Annotated in this window: 24 protein-coding genes and 1 pseudogene; 6 read left to right on the top strand and 19 right to left on the bottom strand. The window is 62.3% G+C overall.

What is annotated here, in order from left to right; all coding sequences use genetic code 11:
- The first annotated feature begins 254 nt into the window (after positions 1 to 254).
- On the top strand, positions 255 to 1,556 hold the full coding sequence (locus HP499_RS03830; protein ID WP_172322612.1) for a serpin family protein: 1,302 nt from the start codon (positions 255 to 257) through the stop codon (positions 1,554 to 1,556).
- Positions 1,557 to 1,615: 59 nt separating this feature from the next.
- On the opposite strand, the gene HP499_RS03825 is transcribed toward HP499_RS03830, so the two are convergent.
- Positions 1,616 to 2,230 (bottom strand): TetR family transcriptional regulator, encoded by a 615-nt coding sequence (locus HP499_RS03825; protein ID WP_172322611.1) that lies wholly within the window; start codon positions 2,228 to 2,230, stop codon positions 1,616 to 1,618.
- A 302-nt stretch (positions 2,231 to 2,532) separates the two neighbouring features.
- On the opposite strand from HP499_RS03825, the gene HP499_RS03820 reads away from it, so the two are divergent.
- Positions 2,533 to 3,465: a cytochrome b/b6 domain-containing protein gene (locus tag HP499_RS03820; RefSeq protein ID WP_172322610.1), complete on the top strand. Its 933-nt coding sequence runs from the start codon at positions 2,533 to 2,535 to the stop codon at positions 3,463 to 3,465.
- 66 nt (positions 3,466 to 3,531) lie between these two features.
- On the opposite strand, the gene HP499_RS03815 is transcribed toward HP499_RS03820, so the two are convergent.
- The 8 genes from HP499_RS03815 to HP499_RS03780 form a co-directional block, all read right to left on the bottom strand.
- Positions 3,532 to 4,368, bottom strand: coding sequence for a hydroxymethylpyrimidine/phosphomethylpyrimidine kinase (locus HP499_RS03815; RefSeq protein WP_375154236.1), 837 nt, complete (start codon positions 4,366 to 4,368; stop codon positions 3,532 to 3,534).
- Between the two features lie 53 nt (positions 4,369 to 4,421).
- A complete protein-coding gene (locus HP499_RS03810; protein WP_172322608.1) occupies positions 4,422 to 5,408 on the bottom strand; it encodes a TAXI family TRAP transporter solute-binding subunit in 987 nt (328 codons plus the stop codon).
- Positions 5,401 to 6,816 carry a HAMP domain-containing sensor histidine kinase gene (locus HP499_RS03805; RefSeq protein ID WP_172322607.1) on the bottom strand — a complete coding sequence of 472 codons (1,416 nt, stop codon included), beginning with the start codon at positions 6,814 to 6,816 and terminating at the stop codon, positions 5,401 to 5,403. Before HP499_RS03805 ends, HP499_RS03810 begins: the two co-directional genes overlap by 8 nt.
- The gene (locus HP499_RS03800; protein ID WP_172322606.1) at positions 6,813 to 7,475 is read right to left on the bottom strand and encodes a response regulator; all 663 of its coding nucleotides are present in this window, start codon (positions 7,473 to 7,475) and stop codon (positions 6,813 to 6,815) included. Before HP499_RS03800 ends, HP499_RS03805 begins: the two co-directional genes overlap by 4 nt.
- A gap of 144 nt (positions 7,476 to 7,619) precedes the next feature.
- On the bottom strand, positions 7,620 to 9,017 hold the full coding sequence (locus HP499_RS03795) for an MFS transporter (RefSeq protein ID WP_172322605.1): 1,398 nt from the start codon (positions 9,015 to 9,017) through the stop codon (positions 7,620 to 7,622).
- A gap of 295 nt (positions 9,018 to 9,312) precedes the next feature.
- The gene (locus HP499_RS03790; protein WP_172322604.1) at positions 9,313 to 9,834 is read right to left on the bottom strand and encodes a hypothetical protein; all 522 of its coding nucleotides are present in this window, start codon (positions 9,832 to 9,834) and stop codon (positions 9,313 to 9,315) included.
- 140 nt (positions 9,835 to 9,974) lie between these two features.
- Positions 9,975 to 10,883, bottom strand: coding sequence for a TIGR01777 family oxidoreductase (locus tag HP499_RS03785; RefSeq protein ID WP_309138331.1), 909 nt, complete (start codon positions 10,881 to 10,883; stop codon positions 9,975 to 9,977).
- Positions 10,880 to 11,542, bottom strand: a complete 663-nt coding sequence (locus HP499_RS03780) for a TetR/AcrR family transcriptional regulator (RefSeq protein WP_172322603.1) — start codon at positions 11,540 to 11,542, stop codon at positions 10,880 to 10,882. Before HP499_RS03780 ends, HP499_RS03785 begins: the two co-directional genes overlap by 4 nt.
- Positions 11,543 to 11,817: 275 nt before the next feature.
- Here HP499_RS03780 and HP499_RS03775 point away from each other — a divergent pair, with 275 nt between their 5' ends.
- Positions 11,818 to 12,528 carry a queuosine precursor transporter gene (locus HP499_RS03775; RefSeq protein WP_172322602.1) on the top strand — a complete coding sequence of 237 codons (711 nt, stop codon included), beginning with the start codon at positions 11,818 to 11,820 and terminating at the stop codon, positions 12,526 to 12,528.
- Between the two features lie 138 nt (positions 12,529 to 12,666).
- On the opposite strand, the pseudogene HP499_RS03770 reads toward HP499_RS03775, so the two are convergent.
- The 6 genes and pseudogenes from HP499_RS03770 to HP499_RS03745 form a co-directional block, all read right to left on the bottom strand.
- Positions 12,667 to 13,595, bottom strand: a pseudogene (locus HP499_RS03770) (type IV toxin-antitoxin system AbiEi family antitoxin domain-containing protein).
- Positions 13,596 to 13,781: 186 nt separating this feature from the next.
- On the bottom strand, positions 13,782 to 15,116 hold the full coding sequence (gene tgt, locus HP499_RS03765) for a tRNA guanosine(34) transglycosylase Tgt (RefSeq protein ID WP_375154235.1): 1,335 nt from the start codon (positions 15,114 to 15,116) through the stop codon (positions 13,782 to 13,784).
- Between the two features lie 47 nt (positions 15,117 to 15,163).
- A complete protein-coding gene (locus tag HP499_RS03760) occupies positions 15,164 to 15,874 on the bottom strand; it encodes an SRPBCC domain-containing protein (RefSeq protein WP_172322601.1) in 711 nt (236 codons plus the stop codon).
- A 60-nt stretch (positions 15,875 to 15,934) separates the two neighbouring features.
- Positions 15,935 to 16,990: a DUF6707 family protein gene (locus HP499_RS03755; RefSeq protein ID WP_172322600.1), complete on the bottom strand. Its 1,056-nt coding sequence runs from the start codon at positions 16,988 to 16,990 to the stop codon at positions 15,935 to 15,937.
- 73 nt (positions 16,991 to 17,063) lie between these two features.
- On the bottom strand, positions 17,064 to 17,603 hold the full coding sequence (locus HP499_RS03750) for an NUDIX hydrolase family protein (RefSeq protein ID WP_091465301.1): 540 nt from the start codon (positions 17,601 to 17,603) through the stop codon (positions 17,064 to 17,066).
- Positions 17,604 to 17,718: 115 nt separating this feature from the next.
- Positions 17,719 to 18,450: a hypothetical protein gene (locus HP499_RS03745; protein WP_172322599.1), complete on the bottom strand. Its 732-nt coding sequence runs from the start codon at positions 18,448 to 18,450 to the stop codon at positions 17,719 to 17,721.
- Between the two features lie 85 nt (positions 18,451 to 18,535).
- On the opposite strand from HP499_RS03745, the gene HP499_RS03740 reads away from it, so the two are divergent.
- Positions 18,536 to 19,129 carry a YdeI family protein gene (locus HP499_RS03740; protein WP_172322598.1) on the top strand — a complete coding sequence of 198 codons (594 nt, stop codon included), beginning with the start codon at positions 18,536 to 18,538 and terminating at the stop codon, positions 19,127 to 19,129.
- Here the strand turns inward: HP499_RS03740 and HP499_RS03735 are convergent.
- Positions 19,126 to 20,298, bottom strand: a complete 1,173-nt coding sequence (locus HP499_RS03735; RefSeq protein ID WP_172322597.1) for a glycoside hydrolase family 76 protein — start codon at positions 20,296 to 20,298, stop codon at positions 19,126 to 19,128. The two genes, HP499_RS03740 and HP499_RS03735, sit on opposite strands and share 4 nt — an antisense overlap.
- Positions 20,299 to 20,382: 84 nt before the next feature.
- On the opposite strand from HP499_RS03735, the gene HP499_RS03730 reads away from it, so the two are divergent.
- A complete protein-coding gene (locus HP499_RS03730) occupies positions 20,383 to 21,180 on the top strand; it encodes an SDR family NAD(P)-dependent oxidoreductase (protein ID WP_172322596.1) in 798 nt (265 codons plus the stop codon).
- Positions 21,180 to 22,451, top strand: coding sequence for an acyl-CoA dehydrogenase family protein (locus HP499_RS03725; protein ID WP_172322613.1), 1,272 nt, complete (start codon positions 21,180 to 21,182; stop codon positions 22,449 to 22,451). Before HP499_RS03730 ends, HP499_RS03725 begins: the two co-directional genes overlap by 1 nt.
- A 28-nt stretch (positions 22,452 to 22,479) precedes the next feature.
- On the opposite strand, the gene HP499_RS03720 is transcribed toward HP499_RS03725, so the two are convergent.
- The 3 genes from HP499_RS03720 to HP499_RS03710 form a co-directional block, all read right to left on the bottom strand.
- Positions 22,480 to 23,307 carry a DUF1684 domain-containing protein gene (locus tag HP499_RS03720; RefSeq protein WP_172322595.1) on the bottom strand — a complete coding sequence of 276 codons (828 nt, stop codon included), beginning with the start codon at positions 23,305 to 23,307 and terminating at the stop codon, positions 22,480 to 22,482.
- 255 nt (positions 23,308 to 23,562) lie between these two features.
- Complete coding sequence (locus tag HP499_RS25430; protein ID WP_172322594.1) at positions 23,563 to 24,996, bottom strand: Ig-like domain-containing protein; 1,434 nt, start codon at positions 24,994 to 24,996, stop codon at positions 23,563 to 23,565.
- 95 nt (positions 24,997 to 25,091) lie between these two features.
- Positions 25,092 to 25,859: a hypothetical protein gene (locus HP499_RS03710; protein WP_172322593.1), complete on the bottom strand. Its 768-nt coding sequence runs from the start codon at positions 25,857 to 25,859 to the stop codon at positions 25,092 to 25,094.
- Positions 25,860 to 26,017: the final 158 nt, after the last annotated feature.

Raw genomic sequence — 26,017 nt, 5'->3', positions numbered from 1 at the left:
CCGCGTGCTTGAGCGGATCGCTCTCTCACGTCCCGCGTGCTTGAGCGGATCGCTCTCTCACGTCCCGCGTGCTTGAGCGGATCGCTCTCTCACGTCCCGCGTGCTTGAGCGGATCGCTCTCTCACGTCCCGCGTGCTTGAGCGGATCGCTCTCTCACGTTCCGGCAACATTTGGTGATCCCTCTATCACTTCACGTGAGTTCCAACCGCAAACGGGGCACTATGTGAGGACAACGCCAAACTGGGGGATGCACCATGAATCGAATCCGGAAAGTGACAACGCTGCTCGCGGCAGCGACGCTGGTGAGCGCCTCCGCGACCATCAGTGCCTGTGCGCCGCAACCAGCCGACGTCGGGCTCTTAACCGCTGACGGCGTGGCGCGCGTTTCGGTTCAGGCAACGGACTATTCGGCGCAGCTTGAAGCTTTCAATGCTTCCGCGCGCAAGCTCGGCGTCACATTGCTTGCCGACGGTGGCGATGCAAACAATGGCAACGTCGTCGCGTCGCCTGCCAGCCTGTTGATTGCGCTGAGCATGCTGCGGGCGGGAGCTTCCGGTGCCACAGCGGCGGAGATGGATACGGTTCTGGGGTTGCCCGTCGAGGGGCGGGACCAAGCGATGAACGCGCTGCTCGCCTCCCTCGAAAAGTTCGACGGCGATCCCGGGTCGGTTGACGAAGGGAACCCGCCGCGCAAGCCTGTCATGCACGCGGCCAACGGGTTGTTCGTCGACAAGGATGTGCCTACCGGTGAAGCGTTTCTCAGCACGCTTGCCAGTCATTTCGGTACGGGCGTGTACCCGGTGAACTTCCGGGACGAGGCTGTGACAAAAGCGGCCATCGACCAGTGGGTCAACAGGAATACCGGGGGCCGGATCAAGGAAGCCCCAGCAAAGTACAGTCCGGAGAACACCTTCAGCCTCCTCAATGCCCTCTACTTCGCCGCTGCCTGGCAAGAGCCGTTCGAAGCGAACGACACCGCCGACCGCCCGTTCACCAAGGCCGGCGGTGAAGTGATCAACGTGCCAACCATGCATGCTTCCCTCGGCATGGCGTACACCGAAGGCGCAGGATGGAAGGCCGCGGACCTGCCGTATGCGGAGGGTTTCGTAATGCGGTTGATACTGCCCGACGGCGGTGCGCAAGGTTCGGCTGGTCCGGCTGCGGTTTCTGCGGAGGTGCTGACGGATGTGGCTAACGGATTGGGTTCTGCCTCGAAGGACATGGTTCACATCAGCCTTCCCAAGTGGGACCACAAGACCACGTTTGAGTTGCGGAAGGTCTTCGAAACGCTTGGACTCAACCAGATGCTGGCTACGGATAAAGATTTCGGCGGGATCCAGCAGGGCATGAAGTTGACGCAAGCCGCCCAGGCAGCCAACATCACCGTTGCCGAGAAGGGGACCATCGCCTCCGCGGTGACCCAGATCAACGCGGAGGACTCAAGTGCCCTCATCCCGGAACGCGAGATCATCCTTGACCGTCCGTTCCACTATCAAATCATTCACGTCGAGACGGGAATGCCATTGTTCACCGGGTGGGTGGCGGACCCGCGATAGCTCAGGAGGTGCCAGAGGGTTGGGTTGATGGCAGCGGGAGGTGCCAGAGGGTTTGGGTTTTAGCGGACCAGGCGGCCCACCAGCACTGAGGCGGCTTCAACAACTTCGTCGGCCTCTCGTTTGGATGCACTCAATGCCACTTCCTGCCCGGACACGGTGACGATGTCAGTGATCACCGCAACCGTGAGCCTCCCCAGGGTGTCGTCACTGGCACCCAAGAGCACGGAGTTCTGCCGCACCCATTCACGGCCACGCTCCCGCCTGAGTACCTCGAAGCCCGGGGGAGTGTCGCCCTCAATGAACACCCGTTCCAGGTCACGGTGCTTCCAGGTGTAGTCGAAATAGCTGCGGCTGCCCACATTGAACAGTGCCAGGGGATCGTTCTGACCGGCCTTGCGTGCCTTCGCCACGGATGCGGCCACCAAGCGCTCGTGTTCGTTCTGGTAGTCGTCCCACAATGCGAGGAAAAGCTCGGTCTTCCCCCCGAAGTGGTGATAGAGGCTGCCCACGCTGGATCCGGCTCGCGCCACAATGTCTGAGATGCTCGCGTTGGTAAAGCCATGTTCCACGAACACGCTGGCGGCCGCGTCCAGGAGATTTCGCTGTGTTGCCGCGGTGCGGGTCCACTGCCAGGAGCCGGCAATGACTGCAGCTTCGGAGGTCTTGCGGACCACGCTCACGCTCCTCTCGCAGGCAGACGAAGGACCGGAGTGTCACCCGGCCATTTTTTGGAATCCTACCCCCGAAGGAATCCACATAGCCAGTGCGAAGCCTTGACTGGGCCTTGTGGAACGGGAAATAATTCTGGAAGTCTGTTCTAGAAATATGTATTGCGGCATGTATCCGAATGCTGCGATTTTTGACGTCGAACGCCCCGAAACCCGGGTGCCGTTTTCACCGTCGGGCTGCAACTGGTTGAATCGCTATATAGCGCCAACTGGTCGCAGCCAAACAAGCCAGAGAGGAACGCGGCCTGATGTCCGTTTCAAGCAAGTCGTCCGGGATCACGTCGAACAGGTGGTTCAAACCCGTCGTCGTCACCGCAGGAGCTTTGGTGGTGGCACTGATCCTGGTGCTCGTTGCACAATGGCTCCGGACACTTCAGCCCGTGCAGCAGTTCCTCACCGACTACCCGGGGCACTCGGCCGTTCCTGAAGGCGCCCCTACCGGATTCCCGGCTTGGCTTGGCTGGCAGCACTTCCTCAACATGTTCTTCCTGGTCCTGATCATCAGATCGGGCTGGCAGGTGCGCACCACCACGCGGCCCGCCGCCAACTGGACCCGGAACAATAAGGGACTGATCAAGACCAAAAATCCGCCGACCAAGATCAGCCTGGACCTGTGGTTCCACCTGACGTTGGACGCGCTCTGGGTCCTGAACGGCATCATCTTCATCGTGCTGCTCTTCGCAACCGGTCAGTGGCTGAGGATCGTGCCCACCAGCTGGGACGTCTTCCCCAACGCCGTTTCGGCAGGCCTTCAGTACGCCTCGCTGAACTGGCCGGTTGAGAACGGCTGGAACAACTACAACAGCCTCCAGCTCCTGACGTACTTCATCACAGTCTTCATCGCTGCACCGCTGGCCATTATCACTGGCCTCCGGATGTCCGGAGCATGGCCCAAGAAAGCTGCCATCAACAAGTTCTATCCGATCGAACTCGCCCGGAAGATCCACTTCCCGGTGATGATCTACTTCGTCGCGTTCGTGATCGTCCACGTGACGCTGGTGCTGGCAACAGGTGCGCTGCGGAACCTCAACCACATGTACGCCGCCAACGACGACGCCAACAGTTGGTGGGGCTTCGGGATCTTCGCAGCCTCTATCGTCTTCACGGCAGCCGCCTGGTTCCTGGCCCGGCCCCTGTTCCTGCGCCCGATCGCCTCACTCATGGGCAAGGTGTCGCGCTAAACCGCCCTCACGCTAAAACAGCCGCCCCGGAAGAGTCTCCGGGGCGGCTGTTTTCTTTGGTAACAGCTAGGACAGGGCCCCACCCTGCCACATGGCATCAAACGGTGCGCCCGAGGACACTCGGTTCTTGATGCCGGCGGTGACGAATGCCTTCGCCGTCCGGGCAGCTTCCAGTGGCGTTGCCCCCTTGGCGAGCTCGGCAGTTACCGCGGCGGCCAACGAGCAACCGGCGCCGGATACGGCTACCTCGCCCACCTTCGGAGCGCGCAGGACTTCCAGCGTCCCGCCGTCGTAATAGACGTCGACGGCGTCAGGGCCTCCCAGCCTCACCCCGCCCTTGGCCAGGACTGCTGCGCCGCTGATTTCATGGATGCGGATGGCTGCGGCCTTCAGCGATTCTTCGTCAGTAATGGTGAGCCCGGACAGGGATTCGGCTTCGAAGTGGTTGGGGGTGACGAACGTAGCCAGCGGCAGGATCTGTGCCTTCAATGCCTGGTCGGTGTCCAAGGCATGGCCGGGTTCCTGCCCCTTGCAGATCAGGACCGGGTCCAGCACCACATGCTTGAAAGAGCCCTCGGCCAATGCCTTTTCAACGGTGCTGATGGTTGCCGGGCTCCCCAGCATGCCGATCTTCACGGTGTCCAACACCGACGGTGCGCCGGACGCGGCGCCGTATGCCGCCGTCGTGGCTTCCAATTGGTCCGCAATAACCTGCTGGTCCACGGGGACAAAGCGGTGGTTCCAGTTATCTTTTGGGTTGAAGGAAACAATGCACGTGAGGTTCGCGATGCCGAACACTCCGAGTTCCTGGAACGTCTTGAGGTCGGCCTGCGCGCCGGCGCCACCGGTCGCTTCGGAGCCGGCGATGGTCAAGGCAATGGCAGGGGCAACGGCTGAAGTCATGTCTTCCATTTTGCCATTTTCGCGGCCTCATGCCGATTTCACGGCTTTCACGGCTATCCGTGCAGCGCCCGGTAAGCGGCCTCCGCAGCCGGATGCAGGGGCAGGCCGGCGGTATTGATGAGAGTTTCCGGGCTGAGGAACTGAACTCCGGTGCTGGACTTAGGCACCAGATCCTGAGCTTGTTCGACCATGAGTTCCACGGTCTGACGAACAATGTGGTCCGTCAGATCCCTGCGGCAGAGGAGCAGATTGGCCACGCCCACGGTCCACACGGCAGTCGCGTTCCCGTAGCTGTTCGCGGGAATGAGGACGCGGTCGTAGAAAAACCCGGACTGGGCCCGCGTGGACGGAATGAGCTCGGAAAGGTCCAGGAGCCGGACGCGAAGTTCCTGCGCCGCGGCGGCGATCGGCGCCGTCGGAACGCCTCCGGACTGGATCATGACGTCAATGGAGCCGTCCCTCAAGGAGGCCAGTGCCTGGTTCAATCCAAGGTTGACCTGCTTCACAGCTCTGCCCGGTCCGGCCGTTTCCAAAGAAAGCCCTGCGGCAGCAATGACTCTGCCTGCTGTGAGAGTGGTTCCTGAGCCCACCTCACCCACGCCCGCGGTTTTCCCGGCGAGGTCGGCGAAGGCTTGGATGCCGCTGTCTTCGCGGACGATGCAATGGACGTAGTTTTGGTACACCTTCCCCAGCGCTACCAACTGCCCGCCGTCGTTGCCCGTGGAAGCAGCTGCCTGCGCGGCGGCGTCGGCCAATGCCACGGCGAACGTGGCCTCGCCGGCTAAGACCCGCCGTATGTTCTCCAGGCTTCCTCCGGTGGTCAGGGCCACCGCCTTTTCAGCCACCCGCTCCCGCTGCAGCAAATCAGCCAGAAGGGTGGCGAACTCCAGATAGAAGCCGCCCGCTTCGCCACCGGCGACGGCCAGTTCCCGCGGCCGTTCCTCTGCGGTGCAGCCGGCTGATGTTGCGAGCATGGCACCGCCGAGACCCAGTGCCATGGCAGTCCTGAGGGCATTGCGCCGCGAGATCATCTCAAGCATGCGAACCGCCCTGCGGCCGGGTGAATTCGAGACGGGCTACCAACCCGTGTGGCTCACGCGATTCCAGGACAAGCCGCGCGCCGTTCGCTGCAGCCAGCCGTTCAACGATGGTCATGCCCAGCCCGTTGCCCGGGATCTTGCTGTGCTGCGGCGCCCGCCAGAACCTGGTAGTGGAAGCGGCGAGCTGATCGGCCGGGAGGCCGGGACCGTCATCGGAAATCTCGACGGCGGTGCCTCCTTGTATCTGTCGGATCGCTACGAGGATACGGGCGCCAGGGGCGTATTTGATCGCATTGGCAAGGAGTTCACCCACCATGTGCGCGAGCTCATCGGGGTCGCACTCGATCTGGCCAACGGGCGCTGAGCCCCTCAAAGTCAACTCTGATCCGACAAGGCGAGCGGCCGGCGCCGCCCGTTCCACTTCGCCCTGCAGGACCGGGAAGGGATCGATGACGGTCGAACGCCGATGTTCTGATTTCGGCTCCACACGAGCAGAACCTTCGGAGGCGCGATGTTCGGCAGTTGCCAGCTTCAGCACGCCGTCGAGCATTTCTTCCACCCGCTCAAGTTCGGCTACGACTCCGGCTGCCGCTTCTATTTCCGGCTTCGAACGCAGGGCGAGTTGCAGCAGGTCGATCCGCAGCCGCAGCGCCCCCACCGGATTCCGGAGCTGATGTGACGTGTCGGCGATGAGCCGCCGCTGTGACTCCATGCTTTCGGAGACGGTATCGGCCATGGCGGTGAAGGACCGGCTCAACTCGCGGAGCTCAGGCGGACCGGCCTCGGGAAGCTGGCTGGTTTTGCCCGTTGCCTCAAGCTCGTGGACAGCTTTGCTGAGCCTGTGGACCGGCCGCAAAACCCACGCCGTGATGCGCGACGCCGCCACGAGCAGCAGCGCACCCAAGGCCAGTGCGGCAAGCCCGACGACGAGCCACCGCTCCCGTAGCTTCTGGCGGGCTGCGTCGAGGTTGACTTCAACAACCACCTCCCCGAGTACCTGGCTGGCTGTGCCAAATGGCCTGGAGATGAAATCGTGGCCGGTACCGAAGGCACGAACCGGGTTCAGCGTGGCATCGCTGAGGTTGAGGCTGGCACGGTTGAGGGCATCCCTGACCTGGGGTTGGTCCTCGTTAAGACTGCCGGAGCGAAGCGTTTTCTGTTGGAGCCGGATCAGGATTCCTTCACCATAAAGCTCGGAATAGCGGTCCATTTCCCGCTGCAGCTGCGTTGTATTGGTGTGTTCAGCGGCGTCGCTGGCCAACTGCGCAAAACGATTGAGTGCTGCGACGCGGTTGATCTGCAGTTCCTGGGTGAGCTCCCGGCTGGCCGATGTCAGGATCACACTGGACACCGTCACCACAATGACCACCACCAACAGGCTCAGAATGCCCAAGACCCGGACTTTCACGGTTGCTCAACGCGGTAGCCGACGCCTCGGACGTTGATGATGAACCCGGGAAGCTGAAGCTTGGACCTGAGACCCGTCAGGTGGACGTCCAAGGACCTTGAATGCGCCAGGAATGCGTCGCCCCAGAGTGCGTCCAGGATCTGCTCCCTGGTCACCACTGAGCCAGCGTTCCTGACCAGCAGGCTGAGGAGATCGAATTCGGTGGCGGTGAGGGCGAGTTCTTTGTTGCTGACTGATGCGACGCGGCGGTCCAGGTCTACGTGCAGATCTCCGAGGATGATGGTGTGCGGAGCTTCCTGGCCCGTGCGGTTGGTGCGCCTGGTAACTGCTTCTATTCTGGCGAGCAATTCCACCAGCTTCACAGGCTTGACCAGGTAGTCATCGGCGCCGGACCGGAGGCCCAGCACAACGCTGCGTTCGTCGTCGCGGGCCGTCAGGATGAGGATGGGGATCTGCGTGACCTGCCGGAGTTTCCGCAGGACATCCAAACCATCCAAGTCAGGGAGGCCAAGGTCCAAAAGGATGACCTCGTGCTGCCGGTGCGCCAGGAGCGCGTCCTCGCCGCGGGACACCCGGGTGTGCTTATGGCCCGCGGAGGCGACAGCGGCGCTCAAGGCCGACGCCATGGCGTCGTCATCCTCGACGATGAGCACGTGCACTGTCCGGATCCTTTGGGCTTGGTGGGCTGGTGGGCTGGTGGGCTTGGTGGGCTGGTTCGCTACTAGAGCTTAACGTTGTGAGGCCCGCTCTGCGCCCTTCGGAGTATCCAAAGGGCGCAGAGCGGGCCTCGCAAGTGAGCAGGATCAGGCGTTGACGAGGTCTTTCTTGTCGTCGTCGTCCTTCGCAGTGCCCTTGGACACAAAGGCGTTGCCCTGCTCCGCATCCAAATGCGTGGGCTTCTTGTTCTTCAGCGCGAAGATGTACACCAGCAGCGAGATGAAGATTGCAGCTGTGACATAGGTGAAGAACATGTCCACCTGGCCCGATTTCTGCAGTGCAGCGCCAATCAGCGGAACCGTGCCGCCAAAGAGTGAGTTGGCAATCGCGTAACCGAGGCCAACCCCGAGTGCGCGGATGGATGCCGGGAACAGTTCAGCCTTCACCAGAGCATTGATGGACGTGTAGCCACCCACCATCAGCAGACCACCGAACATCAGCAGGAACGCCACGAACGGATCCTTGGTTCCAGCCAGCGTGGACAGCAGCGGCCAGGTGAACAGCACACCGGTCACACCGAACCAGATCAGCAGCGGCTTCCGGCCGATCTTGTCAGAGAGCATGCCGTACACGGGCTGCAGCAGCATGAAGATGAACAGTGCCCAGAAGTTGATGACGGAGGTATCGGTCTTGGCGATGCCCGAAGTATCGTTCATGAACTTCAGGATGAAGTTGGTGTACGTGTAGAACGCCACGGTGCCGCCCAAGGTGATGCCGATGCAGATGAGCAGCGGCTTCCAGTGCTTGGTGAACAGCAGCTTCATGGTGCCCGGCTGTGCCTCGCCCTCAACCTTGACGTGTGCAGCGCGGAGCTGATCCGCGGAGAGGGTTTCTTCCATTGAGCGGCGAAGCCACAGAACAACCAACGCCGCGGCGCCACCCAGGGCGAACGGAATCCGCCAACCCCACGCGGTCAGGTCTTCTTTGCTCATGGTGTTCTGCAGGATCACCAGCACCAAGAGGGCCAGCATCTGCCCGCCGATCAGCGTCACGTACTGGAAGCTGGAGAAGAAACCACGCCGCTTGGCCGTCGCGGCCTCGGACATGTAGGTGGCACTCGTGCCGTATTCGCCGCCTACGGAGAAGCCCTGCACACAGCGGATAAACACCAGCAGGATCAAGGCCCATAAGCCGATCACGTCCTGCGTCGGCAGGATGGCGATGGCGAACGAGCCTGCCGACATCATGGTCACACTCAGCGTCAGTGCAGCCTTGCGGCCCTTCCGATCGGCGTAACGGCCGAAGAACCAGCTTCCGATGGGACGCATGAGGAACGACGTCGAGAAGACAGCCATCGCTTCAAGGCCGGCCTGGAGGTCATCCGAAGAATTAAAGAAGTGCGACTGGAAATACGCCGCGAAAACGGTATAGACGTAGAGGTCGAACCACTCCACGAGGTTGCCCGCAGAGCCCTTGAGGATGTTGCTCACGGCCTTGCGGGTCTGAGCGGCCTCGCTCAGAGGTGCAGCTTGTTGGGTGCTCATCAATGAACCTTCCTGGACGGCAGCGTTTGCGGCAGCCGTGTCTTGCATGAGTTCGTTCTGTCCATGAAGCGGGTGCTCATGGCGTCCTTGCGCATGGCTCTTCGTCGACTAAGAAAGGTCCTCCAAGGTGAAGAGGACATGTTCCAAACTATGGGTGATGCACGGCACAGCCCTAGCCGGCCGGGCATTTCCTAACACTTCCTTAGGTTTCGGCCTGACGGCGACGCTCTTTCAGGTCCCGTGGGTTTGGCCTGGACGCTCTTTCAGGTCCCGCGGGTTTGGGGTGGACGCTCTTTCAGGTCCCGCGGGTTTGGGGTGGACGCTCTTTCAGGTCCCGCGGGTTTGGGGTGGACGCTCTTTCAGGTCCCGCGGGTTTGGCCGGGACGCTGATACGCACGAGCTTCCACGCGGCGAGGCGGCCGATACCTGCAGCCAAGGCAATTGACGATGAGACAAGTAGGGGACCTGTTCCTGAAAGTCCGCCGAACGGCGCACACATCAGCAAACCTCCGGCGAAAAACACGGCAACGTGAAGCCATTGATTCCGAAGTCGACGCAGTGCCAGACCGAGAAGCGACCCCACAGCCGCGCCGACCATCCAGACCGGGAGCAGACTGTAACCAAAGAAAATGATGGCCCATCCCGGTGCTTGGATGCCCCAAAAGGCACAGAATGTCAGGTGCGCTACCGCGATTCCCATAGCCAATCCCTTGCCGCCGAGCACCACCCGATCCTTGGACCCGTACCGTGATTCGGCAAACGGGTGGGGACTTGCAAGCCCGTACTCGGCCTCGTCAGTCCACGGTTCCTGGCTCATGGTTATTCTCCTGGATAGTGAAAGAGCGTCCGGCTGTAGGGGATTATGTGAAAGAGGGTTCGGCTGTAGGGGCGGTTATGTGAAAGAGGGTTCGGCTGAAGGGGGCGGTTATGTGAAAGAGCGTCCGGCTGTAGGGGCGGCTATGTGCGAGAGGGCTTCCGCTGCGCAATCTGGTTGAGCGCCCCTGCCAGGGTTGGGTGCTCAAACGCGAACCCGGCATCGAGCAACTTCCGCGGCTCCACCCATCGGCTCTTGAGCACCAGCTCCGTTTGCGTCCGGATCAGGATCGCGCCCGCTTCCAGGAGCCAAGCGGGCGTCGGAATCCCAAAAGGAACACCCAAACTCCTCCGGACCAGGGACATCAGTTCGCGGTTGTCCACGGGGTAAGGTGTTGCTGCGTTCACAGGACCGGACAGCTCAGCGTGATCGTGAACGAACAGCACCACGCGGTACAAGTCCTCCACATGGATCCAGCTGAACTTCTGCGTGCCGGGCCCCATATGCCCACCCAGACCCAACCGCGCAAGATTGCGGAGGGGCTCCATGACGCCCCCGGCTCCCAACACAATGGCAATTCGAAGCGGCACTTTCCTTGTACGGGGAGCAGCAGCCGCCGCCAACTCGTCTTCCCACGCGCGGGCCACATCCACGGAAAACCCGCTGCCGAGTTCCCCCGAAACCTCAGACTGCGGGCCGTCCTCCGCGTGTCGATAAATGGTGCCCGTACTTGAGTTGATCCACGTCCGGGGAGGCTCGTCGCACGCGGCAACCGCACGGCCCAAGGCCCGCGTCGTCAAAACCCGGGAATCGACAATCTCCCGCCGGTGCTGCTCGTTGTAACGGCAGTTCACGGAGCGTCCGGCGAGGTTCACCAACAGTTCGGCGCCGTTCAGCGCTTTGGTGATGGCGCCGTCGTCGTTCCATTGCGCATCAGCGGAACCGTCCCGCCCGACGGTCCGAACCTGCCACCCCGCGTCCAAAAAGCGACGCCGGAAGTAGCTGCCAATGAACCCGGTAGCACCGGCGATCACCACTGTCCGCGGCATCACGAATCTTCCTTGACGCTGCGCACGAGCCCCAGAACGTCGTCGAAGACTTTGCTGACGCCGGGTATTTTCGCCAGGGACAAGCCCCTAGCCAGAAGGGGAGCCGCGCCGTCGATTAGTTTTCGCGTGCGGCGTTGTCCTTCCGAGCGGTCGTAGACCCAGAACAGCGCGACGCCCATGTACGCCAGCCACAGCAGCTCCGGTAGATCCCCGCGCAACTTTTTCGCCACGGCCGGGGAGGAACCTTCGACGGCGGACCGGAAGATCGCGAGGGAAGCCTCACGGGCGGCGGTGGACGCCTCGCCGAACGGGTTGACGGGCGACGACGGCCGGATCGCCGTCGCGATGAAATCGGCACCGAACTGGTGGTAGGGCGCCATGACGTCGATGCCGGTGTGCAGCACTGCTTTCAGGCGGCCCGCGAGGTCGTGAACGCCTTCCAGTGCCTGTGCTGCAACGACTGCGTGCTCATCCTGTACCTGGACGTAGAGCTCCTGGACGAGTTCATCCTTGGACGCAAAGTAGTAATAGGCGTTCCCCACGGACACTCCTGCCTCCTGGGCAATGGCGCGCATGGTGGTTTTCTCGAATCCGATCTCACGGAACATCATCAGCGCGACGTCGGCCACTAGTTGTCGGGTCTGCTCACTCTTTGCTGCCATGGAAGTGCTCCCTGCCCTTTTTTGAACGTGTTCAGGAACAGTATGCCAGCTTTCTGAACATGTTCAAAAATGTGGGAATGAGCGAGCGTTGGGGGGAAGGGCTTGGGATGTGGGAGAGGGATGCTCAAAAGGGGGTGGGATGTGGGAGAGCGTTGGGGGGAGGAGTGGGAGAATGGAACCGGTGCCGGGCCGGATGCCCCACCAACCACAGTGCTAATACAGCGGGGCGCCCTCAGGAAGGGAGCCTGCGCGAACCACTACGAAATGGATGACCCATGCCCTCGCCCTCAGGCTCCAGTACTCTGAGCAAGCCCGCTCCGCGCTTCGCGTCGATCGGCTCCCCGTATTTCGGCATCATGCTGGCCATCATGGCCGTGGTGCTGATCCTGTCCAACATCGGTGCTTCCAAAGGCGTGGTGCTCGGACCGATCATCACTGACGGCGGGTTCTTCCTGTTCCCGATCGCCTACATCCTGGGCGATGTGATGAGCGAGGTCTACGGCTTCAAAGTGGCGCGCAAGGCGATCATCACCTCGTTCGCACTCTCCGTCTTTGCCTCCCTCTGCTACTGGATCATCATTGTGCTCCCCGGCTTCAGCGACGACTACGGAACCACTAAGCAAGCCGCCATCGAAGGCGCCCTTGGACCCGTTCCCTTGATCGTCCTGGGTTCGCTGCTGGCCTTCCTGGCCGGCCAGACCATCAATTCGTGGATCCTGGTGAAGATGAAAGCCCGCACCGGCGAAAAGAGCCTGTGGGCACGCCTGATGGGATCTTCCGTGGTGGGCGAACTGGTGGACACCCTGATCTTCTGCAGCATCGCGGCGTCGGTCATCGGCATCACGGACTTCGGCTCGTTCCTGAACTATGCCCTGGCCGGTTTCGTCTACAAGACGGCCGTGGAGTTCCTGTTCGTACCCGTCACCGTGCTGGTGGTCGGCTGGATCAAGAAGCGCGAGCCGAGCTACGGGGTCGCTGCAGCCTAGGCTTGGGCTGGCCCGGCGCTGAGTTCACCGGAGGACGCCCAGGACGCGGGAGCTGTACGAGATCGCCGGAAAAGCCCGGCGACCTCGCGCGGCTCCCGCGTGTTCGCGCAGTCCGGCGTTCTCGAAAACCGGCCCCTGTCATCTCCTGAGCGCTTTCAGAACCCGCGCCTTGAACTCCTGCTCCTGAAACAGGTCCTTCCATTCCACACGGATGAAGAACCAGCCGTCCTCTACCAGGGCCTTCTCCCGGCGTCGTTCCTCAAAGATCACCCGGTCTGTGCGGGCGTACTTGAAGTACTTGACCTCCCCGTCGAACTCAAGGGCCACCTTCTCTTTCTTCCAAGCGAAATCCAATCGGTGCCGTCCAATCCGGGTTTGCACCTCCACCTGGGCCTCGGGCATTGGCAATTTAAGGCGCATGAGCAGTTCACGGCAGAGGGTTTCACCAGGGGACTCCGATGGGGATCAGCATTGGCCAGGCATCTCTGCAGGGTACGGCATCCTCGCCTTCCGGAGAGGGTACTTGCGTGGGCTTGCATGAGTGGCTTATCCGCTCCCAGCCGCAGCGCATGATCCATGATGATCAACGCTTGCCGGTAGTTCAGAGTCTTGGCACAGTCCACAACAGTTCGCTCAAGATCGGTGACCTGGAGGAATTCCACCGTGGTGATCTGGGAGCGTGTCAATCGCAGTTTGTGCCCGCGAACATCCTTGCCGAGGCGCTCGCTGGATGGGTTGGTGGGAAGGGTGACGTGGATGAGCTGATCCACGTTCCACAGAAAGAGTCCGTGCAGCCGCGCCGCCGACGTGTGGCTGTAGACGTAGCCGCCGGTGGACGTGGTGAGCGTTCCATGTGCATGTGCGTGGATCAGCTGTTTGCCGCGGACATCATCCGGCTGTTTCTCCCATGCCGCGCGGCGTATATAACAGCCTTGGCGCACTCGGATGAGGTCACCCTGGCGGACCAGCGTGCCGATTGCCCGTGAACTGAGTCCCAGTTCATTGAGCTGCTGGGTACGCCAAAGGGTTCCAATTTGAGGAAGGGATGCAGTTGGTTTTTCACTCATCACCTCAGCCTCAGGCAGGCTCGACGCCGAAAGTAGCCCCCGCCGTCGTTATGTGGACAACAGACGAAACCGCCGGATCCATGCCGGGGACGCGGGAGCTGTGCGAGTTAGCCGGACAGGCCCGGCGATCCTGCATGCCTCCGGCGATCTGGCCGCACTCCCGCGATCTCGGGGCAAGCGAGAGAGCTAGGAGTAGTACCGGCCCAGCGTCTCCGCCTTGAACTCGAAGAAGTCCCCGGATTCGATGGCCAACCGGGCATCGTCCACCATCTTCACCACGAAGCGCTCGTTGTGGATGGAGATCAGGGTTGCCGAGAGCATTTCCTTGGCCTTGAACAGGTGGTGGATGTAGGCCCGGGAATAGTTGACACAGGTGTAGCAGTCGCAGCCGTCCTGCAACGGTCCGAAGTCCGTCTTATAGCGGGCCCCGGAGAGGTTGAACCGGCCAAACGGCGTGTAGAACGCGGAGTTCCGGGCAACCCGGGTGGGGGAGACGCAGTCGAAAGTGTCGGCGCCGTTCTCGATGGCCGTGAAGATGTCGTCCGGTTCGGAGATCCCCAGAAGGTGCCGCGGCTTGTTTTCGGGAAGTTCTTCGTTGCACCAGCGGACAATCGTGCCCAGGTTTTCCTTCTCCAGCGCCCCGCCGATCCCGTACCCGTCAAAAGGCATGGCGCCCAGGTCCTGGCAGGCCTTTCGGCGCAGGTCCTCGTACTGGGCTCCCTGGATCACGCCGAACAATGCCTGATACGGCTTGCCCTCGCGGGAAGAAGTCAACGACGCGTGTTCCTCCAAGCAACGCAGCGCCCAAAGCCGGGTCCGTTCCAGCGACTCCTCCTGGTAGGCCCGGGAGTTCTGCAGCGTAGTGAGCTCATCGAAGGCGAACATGATGTCCGCACCGATCTGGTGCTGGACCTGCATGGAGATCTCGGGGGAGAAGCGGTGCCGGTCCCCATTGAGGTGGGATTTGAACCAGACACCGTCATCGTCAATGTGCGCCAGGCGTTCCTTGCCAGGCGCTACCGCGTCATCGGGCCCGGACGAATCCACGTTCTTCATATCGATCACTTTTTTGAACCCGGAGCCCAGGCTCATCACCTGGAATCCGCCGGAGTCAGTGAACGTGGGCCCGGACCAGTTCATGAACGCGCCAAGGCCGCCGGCGGCGTCGAGGATTTCCGGCCCCGGTTGCAGATACAGGTGGTATGCGTTGGCCAGCACGGCCTGCGCGCCGAGTTCGGAAATGGACTCCGGCAGGACTGCCTTTACGGTTGCTTTGGTCCCGACGGCGATGAACGCCGGCGTCTGGATGGTCCCGTGCGGCGTGGTGATGGTTCCGGTCCGGCCAAGGAAAGCGCCGCCGTTGGCCTCTACCTGGGCGTCCGACGGCGGGCACGTTTCAGTCAGGCGCTTGCCCACCGAAAAGGAGAACTCGGATTGCCGGGAGGATAATCCTGGCAAGTCAGGCAGGGCGGGAACAGAAGAATCGGATACAGACGCAGAAGCGGAAACGGAAGCTGGCACGCTATCAAGTGTGCCAGCTTTACCGGGAGTAACCTGCCGAAAAACCCCTACGAGCCGTAGCTCTCAGCCTTCCAGTTGTCCCACGAGGACCGGATGTCTGCCAAGGTGTGTGCCCCGAGATCGTAGGTGGAGGCAATCACCATGGAACCGCCGTCGGGCCTCTTTTCCGGAATGGGCAGCTGCTCGGCAACGATCAGCAGCCCGTCCCCGTGCTCGGCGTAGCTGTGCACGGTAAGGCCCACCTGGTGCCGGCTCTTGAACCAGACCTTGCCTGAGATTTTCTCGCCGGTGCCAAGCGTGAGCGAGTACTCCTCCCCAACGGGCGGCAGATCGCCGAGCCCCAACTTTTCAATGGCCGGCCCGCCTTTGCCCGGAACGGATATGAAGTGCGTCCGCCGGTGCCCGTGGGGATGCCGTTCCAAAGCAAAGCGCAACTGATGCAGGAACGTGAGCCAGCCCTGGGTGATGTCCTCGTCCCACTCAGCCCACTCTGAATTGTGGTCGAGCGCGGCCCTGGTGATCTTCACTTCGGTACCGCCGGAGACGGGGTGGAGCTCAAAGACATCGCCGCCGTTGACGGTCAGGCTCGTGTGATCGGGCCCTTCCACAACATCGGTGTTGAAGTAGATCTGTTTGATTTCGTCGGTGAGGTCATCAGCTTCCCAGCCATGCCATTGAGCCACCAGCGACGGTTCGCGCAGCATTGTCCAAACCTGCTGCGCGTCGGCATTAATCACAACGCTCAGATTGTTCGTCATGGCCCCGAATCTACCGCCGTTCGGGCCCGCAGAACAGGCCCTGCATTTCGCGGGTCGGGGTCAGGCCCGCACTGACTCCAGTTCGTTGCCGATCCTCCGGGCCAACTCGTCCTCGCCAATGGTTTTCGATCCGCCATGGGCACGCAGGAACATCAGGGCTTCAAGCCGGAGGAATCGCCATTCGCGCTCGGCTTCGTGGTTGCCGTTGTCGATTGCGCGGAAGATTTCCTTGTCATACAGATTGGGCTCGTTCAGCGAGCGCTGGCGGACCCGGGCATTGATCCTGGCCTTGAACGGGTCTTCTTCCTGGGATTCGGGCGCGCGCAGCAACTTCTCGTAAACCGCCGCACGTTCGGTTTGGCCGGCTTCACGGCAAATGAAGCTGGACAGGGCAAGTGCCCGTTCAATCGAGGCCCAGCGGTCCAGGTTGCCGTCAAAGGGCAGCACATTGAGCAGGTCCGCCACTGCCAAAGCGTGGTCCGGATCGCGGAGGACGATGCACAGATCGAACGCCAGGTTGCTGAGGTCCCGGAGGCAACTCCCGGACTTCGTGTTGATGCCCTTCGCCAACCGTTCTGCCAGGACCTGGACGCCGTTCTTGCCCTTGTGGTTAGCGGCTGCGGCGCGCACCACGGCTTCGGGCGTGCCGTCGGGTTCGGGAATGAGCGCCAATTCTTCGGCGCTGGGGCCCGTATAGGCAGGCGGCGTTTCCGGGCGGGGAGGCACGACGACGGCGGGTCCGGCTTGGGCGTCTTCGTCGCCCTCTGAGGAGGTGCTGGAGCCCGGGGTGCTGGGGACTGCGGTGCTGGAGCCTGAGACGTCCGGGCCGGCCGCGTTTGAGCTGGCGGTGCTGGAGTCGGGGCCGTCCGGGTCCAGGGCAGGGCCAATGCCTGCCCCGTCACCAACCGGCACACTGGACCCGACGGCGATCCGCACCGTACCGCCGTCGACCATTGTCACCAGCAGCAAGGCGGCCACGCCGAAGTCATCGTTTTGTACCTCAACGGCTGAAATTTCCTGCGCCGGTCCATCGCCGGGTGGGTAGATAAAATCTCCGGGCTGCAGGTCCCCAGCCTGCTTTTCTTTGTACTGCTGCGTGGCTGGGCTGTGAGTCATCGGAAGTCCTTTGGTTCTCTTGGGGTCCGCCGTCCAGTCTACAAAGACCAGCCGGCGCAGGGGCCGGGACCCGCTAGAGAACGATGCCCGAGAAAGCCAAAGCCTGCCTCACGAGGTTCCCGCGGCCGCCGTCGAATTCCTGTTGGACGTTCTCGCTCAACACTTCCTGGGGCGTCATCCACGTGAGTTCCAGGGCGTCTTGGCGCGGTTCGCATTCGCCGGTCACAGGAATGATGTAGGCAAGCGAGACTGCGTGCTGGCGGTCATCCGTGAAGCCGGTCTGGGACGGAGCCGGGAAGTACTCGGCAACGGTGAAGGGGACGGGGCTGATGGGCAGCTGCGGGAAAGCCAAGGGACCGAGGTCCTTTTCCATGTGCCGCAGGAGGGCTGCGCGGATGGTCTCGCGGTAGAGGACGCGGCCGGAGACGAGGTAGCGGACCATGTTGCCGTCTGCGTCGCCCTGGAGCAGCGTCCCGACTTCGTTCACATACCCGAGCGGATCCAGCCTGACCGGAACGGCCTCCACATAGACCATGGGGAGTCGGCCGCGGGCTTCGAAGAGGTCTTCATCTGAAAGCCAGCCTGGATACGGGTCGGGTGTACGTACGCTCATGGTTAAGTTCTACCCCATCCCCAGCCGAACTTCCTTGGTGGCGTTCCGGTGGCTGCGAGGTTACGCTCTCGGCGGTATTAGAGGGCCAAAATCGAGCCGAGCGGCTCCCCGGATGTTATGCGGGCGAGGATGGATGGCTCTGCTGTGGTGGCGATTTTTCGATCACCACCGACGCCGGCGCCGCGCCGCCCGCAGCATCCGGGCTGGCCACGTACAGCACGTCCTCGCTGATCCGGGCCTCGATTTTCGCGTCGGTAAGCCGACGCAGTAAAGGTTCCAGCCCGCCGTCGTAATCAAAAGAGAGGTCCCCGTTGGTGCTGTCGGCGCCATGGATGACCCTCAGGATCCCGCCGTTCTTAGTGGTGAACGTGGCCGATTCGTCGTCTTCAGTGCGGGGCCGGGCGCCGATGTTGCGGAGATCGTTGGCTGCAAGGCCCACGAAGGGACTGATCCAGCTGGCTACTACGGCCAGCGCTGGATCGGCCTCGGTGGAAGTGGCCCACGTGCCATCGGCTGCCCTCGTGGCAGGGAACGCGAAGAACTCGAAACCGTCTTCGGCAGAGATCCGCACGGTACGCCCGTCGTTGCTTTCGTGAACGTCTGCCTGGGTGCCTGCTTCCTCGGTACGGCGCGCAAATTCCGCCAGGTCCCCCACCTCCACCCCGAAGATCGTGGAGCCATCCAGCGGGTGATCGTGCTCCACGAAGCCCAGCGCGAGGCGCCCCGAACCGGCGTCGAACTCCCACCAACCGTCCTCGTCCAGGGTCTTCACCAGCCCCAGCGCTTGGAGGAGCGTGGACCACTGCTCGGGGCGGGACGTGTAGTGGGTGGGGCGGGATCGCAGCATGGGTCCTCCTGGAGTGGGCGGTCAGTTCCCAGCCTATGCCGCGTGGCCTTGCCAGGCGCGGCCCGTTTCGCAGCAGAATGGAGCCATGCCCCTTGAGCTCCAGGAACTCCTTGTCAAAGACGGCGCCGCGTGGCGTGAATGGCTTTCCGCGCATGCAGCCCAGAGCCCGGGAGTGTGGTTGATCCTGCACAAAAAGGGTGGCAGCATCACCGAATTGGACTATGACGCCGCCCTGGATGAGGCCTTGTGCTTCGGCTGGATCGACGGCCAGGCTAAGAGCCGTGACGATCAGAGCTACATGCAGCGTATGACCCCACGGGGCCGCAAGAGCATCTGGTCTGCCCGGAACGTGGGGCACATTGCCCGCTTGGAATCCGAAGGCAAGATGACTGACGCCGGACGTGCCGCCGTCGAGGCTGCCAAGGCCGATGGCCGCTGGGAAGCAGCCTACGCCGGGCCCGCTGACTCCGTTGTCCCGGACGACCTCACCGCGGCCATCGCCGCCGTGCCTGAAGCCCAAGCCATGTTCGAGGTCCTGACCTCCCAAAACCGTTTCGCCCTGATTCACCGCACCAACGGGGTCAAGCGGGCAGAAACCCGGGCACGAAAGATCGCCGGATTCGTGGAGATGCTGGCCAGGCACGAAACGCCTTACCCGCAGAAAAAGCGCCCTGCCTAGTTTGGCGCCAGGGTAGCGGCTGCCTCGAACGTCATCCAGGCCTGAAGCTGGGTGGAAAGTTCGACGGCGGCGCCCGCCGGATACGTCTCGGTGGCCGGCCGCAGGGGACTGGGAGAGAAGACGAGCGCCGCATTGGGGGCTTTTGTCCGCGGCAGTTCAGGCGCTTCGCGGCGGCCCGACCAGAAGGCATCAGCGGTGGCGTGGACCAGTTCACGGGCAGTCTCCCGAGCCGTTGCGGGCAGGCGTTGATCCCTTGCAGCGAGCGCGAGGTAGCGGATCAGGATACCGGTGAAAAGTCCGCCGTCGCCGGTGCCGTCGCCGCGAATGATAAGGGTTTCGGGGACCGTAAGTTCGCGGGCCACGGCCTCCACCAGATGGGCTGCACGTTCCAGGTTTTCCGGGGCACCAAGTTCCAGCAATGCTGCGAGAACCGGGCCCTGGTTGTAGGTGTAGACGGCATTCTCCAGGACGGTCCCGCCTCCGCGGATGCGCAGTCCATCCATGTAAACGCCCCGTTGGGGGTCGAAGAGTCTGTTGTTGAGCCACTTCACCAGCGCCTCTGCGCGTTCCCTGCGTCCGGTCCGCGCGAAATATAGCGCTACAGGAGCTGTGGCCGGGGTGTTCTTGAAATCCCTCGCGGTGCTCCAGAACGTTCCTCCGCCCAGATCATCCGTTGAGGCCGAGTCGAACTGCAGCGTCAACTTCTTGCGAAGATACGCATTGCGTCGGCGGCCCGGGTTCCTGGTCTCCTCGGCCAGCCGCTCGAGGCGAAGCGTCGAGAGGGCAAGCCAGGCCATGTCGTCGTAGTAGTGGTTCTCGAACCGTAGAAGGTTCCGCAGACGGATGGTGGTGACCAGCCGCGAAGCCAGCCGACCCGCGCTGGGGCGGGAGGCGCCGTCGAACTTTGTTGCGGTGGCCAGCTCACGGCGGCCGGCGTCCACCAGGCAATCGACGTAATGCGCCTGCCACCAGTAGTGCCAAGGGCCGACGATATGGCGGAGGGGTTTGGTGGGAAGGCTGACCGCCCCGATGTGCGTACCGGGAAGGAACAGCAGCGGCCGGCCAAAGGTCCGCGTCACTGACCGGGCGGCCTGATTGGCGCGCGTTGCCCACTCGTTGGGGTCTGCAAGGGGGAGTGGCTGGTCGGCGGGAGAAGCGTCAGGTGGCATGGCTCCAGCCTACCGAGGGTGCGCTGACTCACAATTCCAGTTAACATGCATTAACGGATTTTGGGTCTGCATCAAGGAGGATGAATGGACATCAAGGGCACGGTGGCACTGATTACCGGTGGGGCATCAGGACTGGGGGCCGCTACGGCAAAGCGGCTGTTCGACGCCGGGGCGTCGGTGGTTCTGGTGGACCTGCCGCAATCGGCAGGAGCCACGTACGCGGCAGAACTGAACAATTCCGCTGCGGATTCGGATTCCCGGGCTGTCTTTGTCCCCGCGGACGTCACCAATGAAACGGAGGTTCAGGCCGCCATCGACGCTGCCGCAGCCCTTGGACCGCTGCGGATCGTGGTCAACTGCGCAGGCATCGCCACACCCGGAAAAGTCCTGGGACGCGACGGCGTGCTGCCCCTGGAAACGTTCAACAGGGTCATCCAGATCAACCTTGTGGGAACCTTCAACGTGATCCGGCTCGCCGCCGCTGCCATGGTGGAGACCGAACCGGTGTCCACGGAACTGGGCGGTCCGGAGCGCGGAGTCATCATCAACACCGCATCGGTTGCTGCTTTCGAAGGTCAGATCGGACAACCCGCCTACGCTGCCTCCAAAGGTGCAGTGGCGGCCATGACCCTGCCACTGGCACGCGAATTCGCGCGTTCGCTCATCCGGGTGGCCACTATAGCGCCCGGCATCTTTGAAACACCCATGATGGCTGGACTTCCGCAGGCTGCGCAGGACTCCCTGGGACAGCAGGTCCCCCACCCGGCGCGGCTGGGCCGTGCGGCCGAATACGCACACTTGGCGGCGCACATTGTGGAGAACGCCATGCTCAACGGTGAAACAATCCGGCTGGACGGCGCCATCCGGATGGGACTCAAATGATGGGCGACTACAGCGGCGGTACATCTGCCGGGGCCTCTGTCGGGGCTTTAGCGTCCTCAGTTGCGGAGCTGCCCACCGCCGACTTCTTTGACTTCGAGTCCCTGCTCAGTGTCCAGGAACAGCGGAAACTCAACGAACTACGAGCTTTCCTGGCCTCGGAGATCGCCCCCTACGCCGGGCAATGGTGGGAAAAGGCAGAGTTCCCCGAACACATCCTGCCCAAGCTCGCGGCGCTGAGGCTCAGTGCGCCGGCCCAGCGGGGGTACACACACCTGTTCGCTGGCCTGGTGATCGCCGAAATGACCCGGGTAGATACCTCGATTGCCACGTTCTTCATGGTCCATCACGATCTCTTCGTTGAGTCGCTGTACGACTTCGGCAGCGACTCCCAGCAGGACCGCTACCTCGACGACGCCTCCAACCTGCGCACCACCGGCGCCTTCGCGCTCACCGAGCCGAACCACGGCTCCGATGTTGCCGGTGGCATGGAGACCACGGCGCGGAGGGTCCGGCGGGCAGCCTCCGACGGCGGAGACTACTGGGTGGTCAACGGCGCCAAACGCTGGATCGGCAACGGGACGTTCTGCGACTACATGCTGGTGTGGGCCAAAGACGAAGCCGACGGAGCGATCCGTGCGTTCATTGTTGACGCTTCCCTTCCCGGCGTCACCCGGAGCCGGATCGAGAACAAGATCGCGCTGCGGACGGTGCAGAATGCCGACATCCGCTTCGTTGACGTGGAAGTGGCCGAATCGGATCGCTTCGCCGGAATCAGCAGCTTCTCCGACACCAACCATCTGCTGCGGGGCTCCCGGATCATGGTTGCCTGGCAAGCCGTGGGCCAACAATTGGCGGCGTTCGACGTTGCCCGGCAGTACGCCGTCGAGCGTATGCAATTCGGAAAGCCGCTCGCCAAGTTCCAACTCATCCAGCAACATCTGGTGGACATGCTGGGAAACGCGGTGGCCAGCATGGGCATGATGGTGAGGATCGCCCAACTGCAGGAAGACATCTCCACTGATGCCCAGGGCGTTCGCCATGGCGGTGCCGACATGGCCCAGGTGGCCCTCGCCAAGGCCTACTGCAGCGCCCGGATGCGGGAGACTGTGGCTTTGGGCCGGTCCATTCTGGGCGGAAACGGAATCGTCACCAACTACCGGATCGCCAAGATCTTCGCCGACGCTGAGGCCATCTACACCTATGAGGGTTCCTACGAGATCAACTCGCTGATCGTTGGCCGGGCAGTCACGGGGGTTTCAGCAATCACCTAAACCCGGGCTTGCCGGGCGGGTGGGAACGTCATTCCTGGGGGAGTTTTTCGCCGGCTTCCACCCGCACATCGATGGAATTTCCCCGCACCGGCATGGGGCATGTGCCGTAAGGGGTGAAGGCGCTGGGGTAGTTGATGCTGCGGTTGAAATCGATCACCACCGAGCCATCCGGGCGAGGTTTCGGAATGAAGACCTTCCGCCACTCGTCCGTGGTGTCCCCGTTGGTCTCATCATGGAAAGTCACGTTGAGGGCACCCAACTTCTCTTCCTCAGCGTGGAGCCGGATGTCATGGGTGCTGCCGGGTACCCGGAAAACCACCTCACCCACTGAACGATGAACCCCGTCCACCAGGGGATTAGCCGTGCCGATGGGAACATCGCGGGGTTCGTCGTATGCCTCGAAACGTCCTTGGATGACCCAATCCGGGTTGTAGTCGTAACTGGGAACGCCTGTGAACCCGGTCAGAACGGGAGAGCCGTTGTCCCTGGTGCGGATGGCGTACTTGTCCGCTCGTACAGCAAGTTCAACCACCACTTGTTTGCCGTCCGCGCCACCAAACTGAACCCACATCAGGGATTCTTCATCTTCCAGGACTGCACTGACCGTCCCTTCGACGGGCTCGCCGGTTCCCACAAATGTGAGTCCGTCCGCTGCGCTCGCCGAAAGAAAAGCCGTGCTGCCGTCCGTAGACCAGCGACCCGGGACGAGCTCGACCTCACTCGGGTCTGATTCCAGCCACTGGAACGAGGTCAGGGTCAACCAGCCGTGGTCGGCTGCCAATGCGGAATGCCGTCCCGCACGGAACCGCTCCCAACGGGCAAGCTGGGCATCGGTTGCTGTGGTGGGCGAGCTCATGGGTCTCCTCGGCTGGTATCTGCGTTAGTTCGCGGTGATTGCACTTTCCTCAACTATGCGACCGTTATGGGCATTCCCTGAATTCGAGCCGGGGCCGGCATCGCTCCGAATCTGAGTCGGGGCCGCCCCGCTACAGTGGAACGGCCCGCGCTGGCCCCCAACTCATGCCAGCGCGGGCCGAGACTAAGAAATCGACTGATGGGCAAGGCACCGGGTGCCCCGCCCATCAGTCGATCCAACCCTCAGTGGGCCTTGTTAGTGCGACCTCCGCCCGGACCAACGTGATCCTGCAAAGGCGAGTAACGATCCCACGGCCAAGAGAGCGGCCGCTATGAAGACGAATGCCGTTCCCTGTGCGCCGGTGTTCGCCAGGGGTTCATCAGGCTGTCCTGGAGCAGGTTCCGACGGGTCCTCGGTCGGCACCACAACGATGGGTTCGGTGGTGCTCGGGCTTGGTGCGGGCGTTGCAGTACCAGTGGGGGTTGCTGTTGCGGTGGTGCTCGGGCTTGGAGTGGTTGTTAAGGTGACGCTCGGCATTGGTGCCGGCGTTGCAGTACCAGTGGGGGTTGCTGTTGCGGTAGGGCTTGGGCTCGGGCTGACTGTTGCTGTGGGCGTCGAGGTGGGCGTGGGTGTGGCCGTCGCAGTTGCTGTGGGCGTGGGCGTCGGCGTCGGGGTGGGCGTGGGTGTCGGGGTGGGCGTCGGCGTTGCTGTGGGCGTGGGCGTCGGGGTTCCGTTGCCTGTGCCGCTTCCGCTGCTCCGGCGGGTCTGGGCAGTCACGGGTGTCTCACGCCCCGAGATGGTGACGGTTCCGCTGTTCTCGTAGACATCCATGGTCGGTTCGGTGACCTGCGTTACGACATAGAGCTCTACGTGGAGGCCCTCGGGAAGGCGGGTCCAGCTGGCCGTGAGTTTCTCAGGAGTGCAGTCGAGGGTAGCCGGGTGCTGCTCGTTGGCATAAGGCTCGGTGATGTTTCCGTCGGCGTTCAGCACGAAGCCAACCCGGGGAGTGATCCGGCTGCAGTCGATTTCCATTCCTGCCGAAGGAGTATCAGTGACCACAACATCGTTGGTCCTCGCAGACATCGGCGGCATGTAAAAGACGGACTCCAGGACTGTCTGGGCGGGGTCTGTCCACCACATGGCCTTGCCGGCTTCAGTCGGTACGGTTGGGCCGCATTCCGATGTGCACGGTTGAACAGCCACCGGGACACGCACCACAGAGGAACCCACCGTAAAGCTGAGTTCTTCGACGTCGTTGTCGCCGGGATCAACCGAATATTGGGTGCTGAAGGAACATGTTCCGCCGACGTTGAGCGGCTGTTCTGCAACAAAGTCGGTCAGTGTGAAGACCACCAGGCCGGAGTCGTTTGCCGTGGCGACAGCCACTGTTTCGCCCTCAGGGTTCTGTAGGTCAAATGAGGTGGCTCCAAACCAGCGCAGTTCCGGTGGCAACTGGATGCTGAAGGTGTCACCTGGCCGGGAGTTGTCCGGCACGGACCATTCACACGTCAGATCCACTTGGTCCCACTGACTGGAAACTACCGATTCCGTCCTGAGGGTGATTTCCGCGTCCGCCAGCTCTGCAGCATTGGCTGGCAAGGCAGACATGCCCAGCCCCAGGATGGCCATGACAACCGCCAGAAGGGCTGCCAGCAATGACGCGGCTTTTAGATGGATCTGATTTTTCATGTGCTGGATGGTCCTTAGAAATCCGTGGTGAGTGCTCCGTCAATAAATGAGTGATGGGCCCTGCTGGTTCGTGACGGCATCACACGTGAGCCGGTCTAATTTGTTTCGCAGGAAGTGTCCTGGGCTGCTGTCGTGGTGGCCGCGGCAGCCGCGGAGGACAAAGGGTAGAACCGCAGCCGCGCAGGACCCAGGGCTCCATCGCCCAAAGCTTCCAACGCGGCCTTGCACTCCAGCAGCCTGCAAAGGTTGCTTTCACTGAAGGGAAACAACACGTGCACTGCGGAATTTTGGTACATGGCCATCGCTCCGGTGCCATGCAGTTGCCCTTTGACGGCTTCTCCCAGCCTGGCCAACAATGTCCAGCAATGACTCCGGCTGTCACGTGGTCCGGCGACGGAGATGATTGCCATGGCGTGGGCGCCCGGGCGCTCGGGTCCGGTCCCCAACGATGAGATTTCATGGATCCGCCGCTGGAAATGAGCCTGGGTAGCCAGCCCTGTATAAACATCCGTGCACGAGATAGGCGGTGCAGTTTCTGCAACCTCGGCCCAGCCTTCCGCTACAGACTGCAGGGCATCTACGTCCAGCGTTCTTTCCGCAGCAGAAAACAGTGCACGGAAATCAGTCATGGTTTCACTGATGCTCACGCCGTTCCTGGCCCTGGCAGCGCCAAGAGATTTGGCTGCCGGTGCGGGGACGGTAGCGCTGGCTGCAAGGGAGGTAACGACTGTCCGGACCTCGGGCAGGAACCAGTCCGCGTGGAAACGCCAACCTGTTTGGTAACTGGTGGTCTGCCATCTACGCAGCAAAAGGTGCCGGGAGAACGTGCATTCTGCGAATGATTTTGTCCGGAACGATGTCATATCCGAAGAGTGTGCAGAAATGCCGTTTCGTGACGAAGCGAACCACAAAAATCGTTGCTAAAGACAGTGTATAAATGGCGTCACGTCTTGCTGCCTACCCCCACTGAATATATATGGGCACGATTACTTACGGTTTGGGGGCGCCTTAGATGGCACGA

Origin of the sequence: Paenarthrobacter sp. CM16 (genome assembly GCF_013179505.1) — a bacterium.
Classification (GTDB): domain Bacteria; phylum Actinomycetota; class Actinomycetes; order Actinomycetales; family Micrococcaceae; genus Arthrobacter.
Note: the sequence above shows the minus strand (reverse complement) of the source record. Positions and strands in the feature narration are given on the sequence as shown.

Bases quoted from the DNA above. Each gene is read 5' to 3' on its own strand.
- HP499_RS03830 (WP_172322612.1), top strand. From the start codon at position 255: ATGAATCGAATCCGGAAAGTGACAACGCTGCTCGCGGCAGCGACGCTG.
- HP499_RS03820 (WP_172322610.1), top strand. From the start codon at position 2,533: ATGTCCGTTTCAAGCAAGTCGTCCGGGATCACGTCGAACAGGTGGTTC.
- HP499_RS03815 (WP_375154236.1), bottom strand. From the start codon at position 4,368: ATGACTTCAGCCGTTGCCCCTGCCATTGCCTTGACCATCGCCGGCTCC.
- HP499_RS03810 (WP_172322608.1), bottom strand. From the start codon at position 5,408: ATGCTTGAGATGATCTCGCGGCGCAATGCCCTCAGGACTGCCATGGCA.
- HP499_RS03795 (WP_172322605.1), bottom strand. From the start codon at position 9,017: ATGAGCACCCAACAAGCTGCACCTCTGAGCGAGGCCGCTCAGACCCGC.
- HP499_RS03790 (WP_172322604.1), bottom strand. From the start codon at position 9,834: ATGAGCCAGGAACCGTGGACTGACGAGGCCGAGTACGGGCTTGCAAGT.
- HP499_RS03780 (WP_172322603.1), bottom strand. From the start codon at position 11,542: ATGGCAGCAAAGAGTGAGCAGACCCGACAACTAGTGGCCGACGTCGCG.
- HP499_RS03775 (WP_172322602.1), top strand. From the start codon at position 11,818: ATGCCCTCGCCCTCAGGCTCCAGTACTCTGAGCAAGCCCGCTCCGCGC.
- HP499_RS03760 (WP_172322601.1), bottom strand. From the start codon at position 15,874: ATGACGAACAATCTGAGCGTTGTGATTAATGCCGACGCGCAGCAGGTT.
- HP499_RS03755 (WP_172322600.1), bottom strand. From the start codon at position 16,990: ATGACTCACAGCCCAGCCACGCAGCAGTACAAAGAAAAGCAGGCTGGG.
- HP499_RS03750 (WP_091465301.1), bottom strand. From the start codon at position 17,603: ATGAGCGTACGTACACCCGACCCGTATCCAGGCTGGCTTTCAGATGAA.
- HP499_RS03745 (WP_172322599.1), bottom strand. From the start codon at position 18,450: ATGCTGCGATCCCGCCCCACCCACTACACGTCCCGCCCCGAGCAGTGG.
- HP499_RS03740 (WP_172322598.1), top strand. From the start codon at position 18,536: ATGCCCCTTGAGCTCCAGGAACTCCTTGTCAAAGACGGCGCCGCGTGG.
- HP499_RS03735 (WP_172322597.1), bottom strand. From the start codon at position 20,298: ATGCCACCTGACGCTTCTCCCGCCGACCAGCCACTCCCCCTTGCAGAC.
- HP499_RS03730 (WP_172322596.1), top strand. From the start codon at position 20,383: ATGGACATCAAGGGCACGGTGGCACTGATTACCGGTGGGGCATCAGGA.
- HP499_RS03725 (WP_172322613.1), top strand. From the start codon at position 21,180: ATGGGCGACTACAGCGGCGGTACATCTGCCGGGGCCTCTGTCGGGGCT.
- HP499_RS03720 (WP_172322595.1), bottom strand. From the start codon at position 23,307: ATGAGCTCGCCCACCACAGCAACCGATGCCCAGCTTGCCCGTTGGGAG.
- HP499_RS25430 (WP_172322594.1), bottom strand. From the start codon at position 24,996: ATGAAAAATCAGATCCATCTAAAAGCCGCGTCATTGCTGGCAGCCCTT.
- HP499_RS03710 (WP_172322593.1), bottom strand. From the start codon at position 25,859: ATGACATCGTTCCGGACAAAATCATTCGCAGAATGCACGTTCTCCCGG.